At 71.0% G+C, this 6,000-nt stretch carries 4 protein-coding genes; all 4 read left to right on the top strand.

The window, feature by feature from the left end:
• Window positions 1-18: 18 nt before the first annotated feature.
• Window positions 19-1,668 carry a CTP synthase gene (locus tag ACFV9D_RS37345; protein ID WP_385157007.1) on the top strand — a complete coding sequence of 550 codons (1,650 nt, stop codon included), beginning with the start codon at window positions 19-21 and terminating at the stop codon, window positions 1,666-1,668.
• Window positions 1,669-1,764: 96 nt separating this feature from the next.
• On the top strand, window positions 1,765-2,391 hold the full coding sequence (locus tag ACFV9D_RS37350) for an NUDIX domain-containing protein (protein WP_385157010.1): 627 nt from the start codon (window positions 1,765-1,767) through the stop codon (window positions 2,389-2,391).
• Window positions 2,392-2,563: 172 nt separating this feature from the next.
• Window positions 2,564-4,561, top strand: a complete 1,998-nt coding sequence (locus tag ACFV9D_RS37355; protein ID WP_385157014.1) for a tetratricopeptide repeat protein — start codon at window positions 2,564-2,566, stop codon at window positions 4,559-4,561.
• A gap of 147 nt (window positions 4,562-4,708) precedes the next feature.
• Window positions 4,709-5,824 (top strand): alanine dehydrogenase, encoded by a 1,116-nt coding sequence (gene ald, locus ACFV9D_RS37360; RefSeq protein WP_385157017.1) that lies wholly within the window; start codon window positions 4,709-4,711, stop codon window positions 5,822-5,824.
• Window positions 5,825-6,000: the final 176 nt, after the last annotated feature.

The following is a 6,000-nucleotide window of genomic DNA, read 5'->3' on the forward strand; positions in this document are numbered from 1 at the left end:
GGGAGCCCCCTCTTGGCGATGCCGCCCAAAACCACGACGACCAAGCACATCTTCGTCACCGGGGGTGTCGCCTCCTCCCTCGGCAAGGGCCTGACCGCCTCCAGCCTGGGTGCGCTCCTCAAGGCGCGGGGCCTGCGGGTCACGATGCAGAAGCTCGACCCGTACCTGAACGTCGACCCCGGCACGATGAACCCGTTCCAGCACGGCGAGGTGTTCGTCACCAACGACGGCGCCGAGACCGACCTGGACATCGGTCACTACGAGCGCTTCCTCGACGTCGACCTCGACGGCTCGGCCAACGTCACCACCGGCCAGGTCTACTCGCAGGTCATCGCCAAGGAGCGGCGCGGCGAGTACCTCGGCGACACCGTCCAGGTCATCCCGCACATCACCAACGAGATCAAGTCCCGGATCCGCCGCATGGCGACCGACGACGTCGACGTGGTCATCACCGAGGTCGGCGGCACGGTCGGCGACATCGAGTCGCTTCCGTTCCTGGAGACCGTCCGTCAGGTCCGCCACGAGGTCGGCCGCGACAACGTCTTCGTCGTGCACATCTCGCTGCTGCCCTACATCGGCCCCTCCGGCGAGCTGAAGACCAAGCCGACCCAGCACTCCGTCGCCGCGCTGCGCAACATCGGTATCCAGCCGGACGCCATCGTGCTGCGCGCCGACCGCGAGGTCCCCACCGCCATCAAGCGCAAGATCTCGCTGATGTGCGACGTGGACGAGGCGGCCGTCGTCGCCGCCATCGACGCCAAGTCGATCTACGACATCCCCAAGGTGCTGCACACCGAGGGCCTGGACGCCTACGTCGTGCGCAAGCTCGACCTGCCGTTCCGCGACGTGGACTGGTCCACCTGGGACGACCTGCTCGACCGCGTCCACAACCCGGAGCACGAGGTCACCGTCGCGCTCGTCGGCAAGTACATCGACCTGCCCGACGCGTACCTCTCGATCACCGAGGCCATGCGGGCCGGCGGCTTCGCCAACAAGGCGCGGGTCAAGGTCAAGTGGGTCACCTCGGACGACTGCAAGACCCCGGCCGGCGCGAAGAAGCAGCTCGGCGACGTCGACGCGATCCTGATCCCCGGCGGCTTCGGTGACCGCGGTGTCAACGGCAAGATCGGCGCGATCCAGTACGCCCGTGAGAACAAGGTGCCGCTGCTCGGCATCTGCCTGGGCCTGCAGTGCATCGTGATCGAGGCCGCGCGGAACCTGGCCGACATCCCGGACGCCAACTCCACCGAGTTCGACGCGGCGACCGCCCACCCGGTCATCTCGACGATGGAGGAGCAGCTCGCGTACGTCGAGGGCGCCGGCGACCTGGGCGGAACGATGCGCCTGGGCCTCTACCCGGCGAAGCTCGCCGAGGGCTCGATCGTCCGTGAGGTCTACGGCGACGAGCCGTACGTGGACGAGCGCCACCGCCACCGCTACGAGGTGAACAACTCCTACCGCGCGGAGCTGGAGAAGAAGGCCGGTCTGGTCTTCTCGGGCACCTCCCCGGACAACAAGCTCGTCGAGTACGTCGAGTACCCGCGCGAGGTGCACCCGTACCTGGTCGCGACCCAGGCCCACCCGGAGCTGCGCTCGCGTCCGACGCGTCCGCACCCGCTCTTCGCCGGCCTGGTCAAGGCCGCTGTCGAGCGGAAGACGGGCAAGTAGTACGAGGAGTTAACGTTGCCGGGGTACGGGTCCTCTCCAGGGCCGGTACCCCGGCTTTCGTGGTTCGTGGTTCGTGGTTCGTGTGGGAGGACGCAGATGGAGTTGCAGGACACCCCGCAGGAGTGGCAGGTCGTCGCGACGACGACCCCGTTCCAGGGAAAGAAGACGAGTGTCCGTACGGACGACGTGGTCATGCCCGACGGCACGGTCGCGCGCCGCGACTACCAGGTCCACCCCGGCTCGGTGGCGGTCCTCGCCCTCGACGACCAGGACCGGGTGCTGCTGCTCAAGCAGTACCGGCACCCCGTACGGCAGAAGCTCTGGGAGATCCCGGCCGGACTCCTCGACGTGCCGGGAGAGAACCCGCTGCACGCCGCACAGCGCGAGCTGTACGAGGAGGCGTACGTCAAGGCCGAGGACTGGCGGGTCCTGGCCGACGTCTACACCACGCCCGGCGGCTGCGACGAGGCGGTACGGATCTTCCTGGCGCGGGACCTGTCGGAGGCGGAGGGCGAACGCTTCGAGGTCTCGGAGGAGGAGGCCGACATGGAGCTCGCCCGGGTGCCGGTGGCGGACCTGGTGCGGGGCGTGCTGGCGGGTGACCTGCACAACAACTGCCTGGTGGTGGGTGTCCTTTCGCTGGCGGCCGCGCGCTCGGGCGACGGCCTCGACGCGCTGCGTCCGGCGGACGCGGAGTGGCCGGCGCGCCCGTTCGAGGCGTAGCGCCCTGCCCCACCCCCGCGGGACATCCGGTCTGAACATCTGCTGATCCGATCGGGGGAACTGTCCGCCCTGCTCCGCCGGGTTGGGCACATGCCCTGAACTACGCTCGGGATCGCCCGTGCGGAGACCCCCGCGGGATCGGCTCGTGCGCAGGTGGACGGGAGCGTGGCCCGTGACGGATCAGGCGGTGGCAGCGGGCGGGGTGCGGAACTTCTTCGGGCGGCAGCGGGAGTTGAAAGCCCTGCGCGTCGACATCGAACGGACCGGACTCGACACCCTCGCCGGCCGCAAGGCCCCCCGCGCACGCGTGCTGCTGATCGCGGGCCGTCCCGGCTCGGGGCGGACGGCGCTCGCCGAGGAACTCGTCGCCGGGCTCGAGGCGGCCTACCCCGACGGGGTGTTCCGCGCCCGGCTGACCGAGCCGGGCGGCGACCCGGTTCCCACCGAACGCGTCGCGCAGGGGCTGCTCCAGGACCTGGGCATCGCCGAGCCCCCCGGCGCCGCCGAGGACGAGCTGACCGAACTGGTCCGCGAGGCCCTCGCCGTACGCCGTACCGTCCTGGTCCTCGACGACGCCGTCGACGCCGAGCAGGTCGATCCGCTGATCCCCGACAACCCCGACGCGCTCGTCGTCGCCGTGGCCAGGGGGCCGCTGACCGGGATCCCCGACGTCCGCCCGTGCACCGTGGGCGGCCTCGATCCCAAGTCCGCGATCGAGCTGCTCACCACCTACACCGGCTCCGTCCGGGTGACGGTCGACCCGCAGGCCGCCGAGAGCCTCGCCGAGGAGTGCGGTGGCCAGCCGGCCGCCGTCGTCCTCGCCGGCGGCTGGCTCGCCGCCCGCCCCAAGGCCTCCGTCGCCGACCTGGCCAAGCGGCTGCGCGCCCTCTCCGGCGACCCGCTCTCCCGGGCGTTCCAGCTGGTCCACGAGTCCCTGGCCCAGCCGGCCGCCCGGATACTGCGATTCCTCTGCCTCGCGCCCCTCGGCCGTGCCGATGCCCACACCGCCTCCGCCCTGGCCGGCTGCTCCGTCTCGGCGGCCGGGACCACCCTGGCCGGCTTCGTCGCGATGGGGCTCGTCACGGACCGCGGGGACGGCCAGTACGAGGTTCCGGCCCATCTCGTCCCCCTCCTCCGCACGCAGATGGAGGAGCGCGACCGGCCCGCCGAGGTGCAGCTCGCCCGGGCCCGGATGCTGGAGCGGACCGTACGGCTCCTCCAGTCCTGCCGGGCGGTCACCGAGCCCGAAGGGTCCTCCGCCCGCAAGAAGCTGGCCGGGCTGCCCCGGGCCCTGCGGTTCCCGACCGTGCCCGCGGCCGCCGAGTGGCTGGCCGGCCGCCGGCCCGTGCTGCTCGCCTCGGCCCGCCTCGCCGTCGCCGACGGCGAGCTCGACACCCTGGCCCGCCGGCTCGTCGCCGCCCTGGTCAGGGCCGAGACCGCGCACCGGGGCGCCGAGGCAGCAGCGCCCGACCTGTACGGGTTGCACCGGCTGGTCCTGGACGTGGCCGAGCGGCGCGGGCTGCACCGGGAGCGGGCCGCCGCACTGCTGAATCTGGCCGATCTGGACGCCCGGACCGGCCGTACCCAGGACGCCCTGGCCCGCTACCGGACCGCTCTGGACGCCGGAAGGGCCGCGAACGACCCGTACGCGATCGGCCGGGCGATGGAATCCGTAGGCGGTACCTACCAGGAGCTGGGGGACTGGCAGCGGGCGGGCGACTGGTACGGCCGCGCGCTCGCCCAGCGTCTCGCCCGCGACGAGCGGGCCGATCAGGCCCGGCTGTACGCACGGCTCGGCGCGGTGCAGACCTACGCGGGCCGCTACGGCGAGGCGCTGCGGAACTGGCGCGCCGCCGCCGCGGGGTACCGGCGGCTCGCCGATCTGCCCGGCTACGCACGGGCGTTGAGCGAGGCGGCCCGGGTGCAGGAGTACGCCGGCCGGCCCGAGGAATCCCTGCGGACCTGCGAGGAAGCGGTGGAGTGGGCCCGGCGCGCCCAGGACGTACGGCTCCAGGCCGCGCTGCAGCTCAGGCTGGCGGACACCCTCGACCGGCTCGGCGACCCCGCCGCGGCCAGGCTGCACCGGTCCGCGGCCGGGCGTCTGCTGGAAACCGAGAATGGAACAGGACCCTCCGCCTACGAAATCCGCAGTGCTTCCGTCGAAGATTAATGCTTTGCAAGGCTAGACAGGGGGAACTCCTTCATTAGACTGGGTGCGCCGCGTTCGACCGCGGTCTGTCCCGGTGCGCCGCAGCGCATCCGGGTATGTATCGCATTGCCCCCAGTTATCCCCCTGATTCAAGGACCGTGATCGACGATGAAGGTCGGCATCCCCCGCGAGGTCAAGAACAACGAGTTCCGCGTGGCCATCACCCCTGCCGGTGTCCACGAGCTCGTCCGCAACGGCCACCAGGTCTTCATCGAGCAGAACGCCGGTGTGGGCTCCTCGATCACGGACGAGGAGTACGTCTCCGCCGGCGCGCAGATCCTGGGCACGGCCGACGAGGTCTGGGCCACGGCCGACCTGCTGCTGAAGGTCAAGGAGCCCATCGCGGAGGAGTACCACCGCCTCCGCAAGGACCAGACCCTCTTCACGTACCTGCACCTCGCCGCCTCCCGCGAGTGCACGGACGCGCTGCTCGAGTCCGGCACCACCGCCATCGCCTACGAGACCGTCGAGACCGCGAACCGCGCCCTGCCGCTGCTCGCCCCGATGTCCGAGGTCGCGGGCCGCCTGGCCCCGCAGGTCGGCGCCTACCACCTGATGCGCTCGGTCGGCGGCCGTGGCGTGCTCCCCGGCGGCGTCCCCGGCACCCACGCCGGCGAGTGCGTCGTCATCGGCGGCGGCGTCTCCGGCTGGAACGCCACCCAGATCGCCGTCGGCCTGGGCTTCCACGTGACCCTGCTCGACCGCGACATCAACAAGCTCCGCGAGGCCGACAAGATCTTCGGCACCAAGGTCAAGACCGTCATCTCCAACGCCTTCGAGCTGGAGAAGGCCGTCGTCGAGGCCGACCTCGTCATCGGCGCCGTCCTCATCCCGGGCGCCAAGGCCCCGAAGCTGGTCACCAACGAGCTCGTCGCCAAGATGAAGCCCGGAAGTGTCCTTGTCGACATTGCGATCGACCAGGGCGGCTGCTTCGAGGACTCGCACCCGACCACCCACGCCGAGCCGACCTTCCAGGTCCACAACTCGGTCTTCTACTGCGTCGCCAACATGCCGGGCGCGGTGCCGAACACCTCCACGTACGCCCTCACCAACGCCACGCTGCCCTACATCGTGTCGCTGGCGAACAACGGCTGGGCCGAGGCGCTCCGCCGTGACCCCGCGCTCGCCCTGGGCCTCAACACCCATGACGGCAAGGTGGTTTACAAGGAGGTCGCCGAGGCGCACGGCCTCGAGCACGTCGAGCTGACCAGCCTCCTGGGCTGAGCTCCTTAGACGTCGCGTCAACCCGCGCCGTCAACCTCACGCATCCGGCCGGACCTTGTGCACCAAGGTCCGGCCGGATGTGCATCCGGCCACGTCCGGGGCGCCTCGCAACTCGCCTCGAACGTAACCCTTTAACCGTTTCGCACACCCCTGAAACGTGTGGATGCATGGCTGCG

The sequence above is a fragment of the Streptomyces sp. NPDC059875 genome, from assembly GCF_042731085.1.
Taxonomy (GTDB): Bacteria; Actinomycetota; Actinomycetes; order Streptomycetales; family Streptomycetaceae; genus Streptomyces.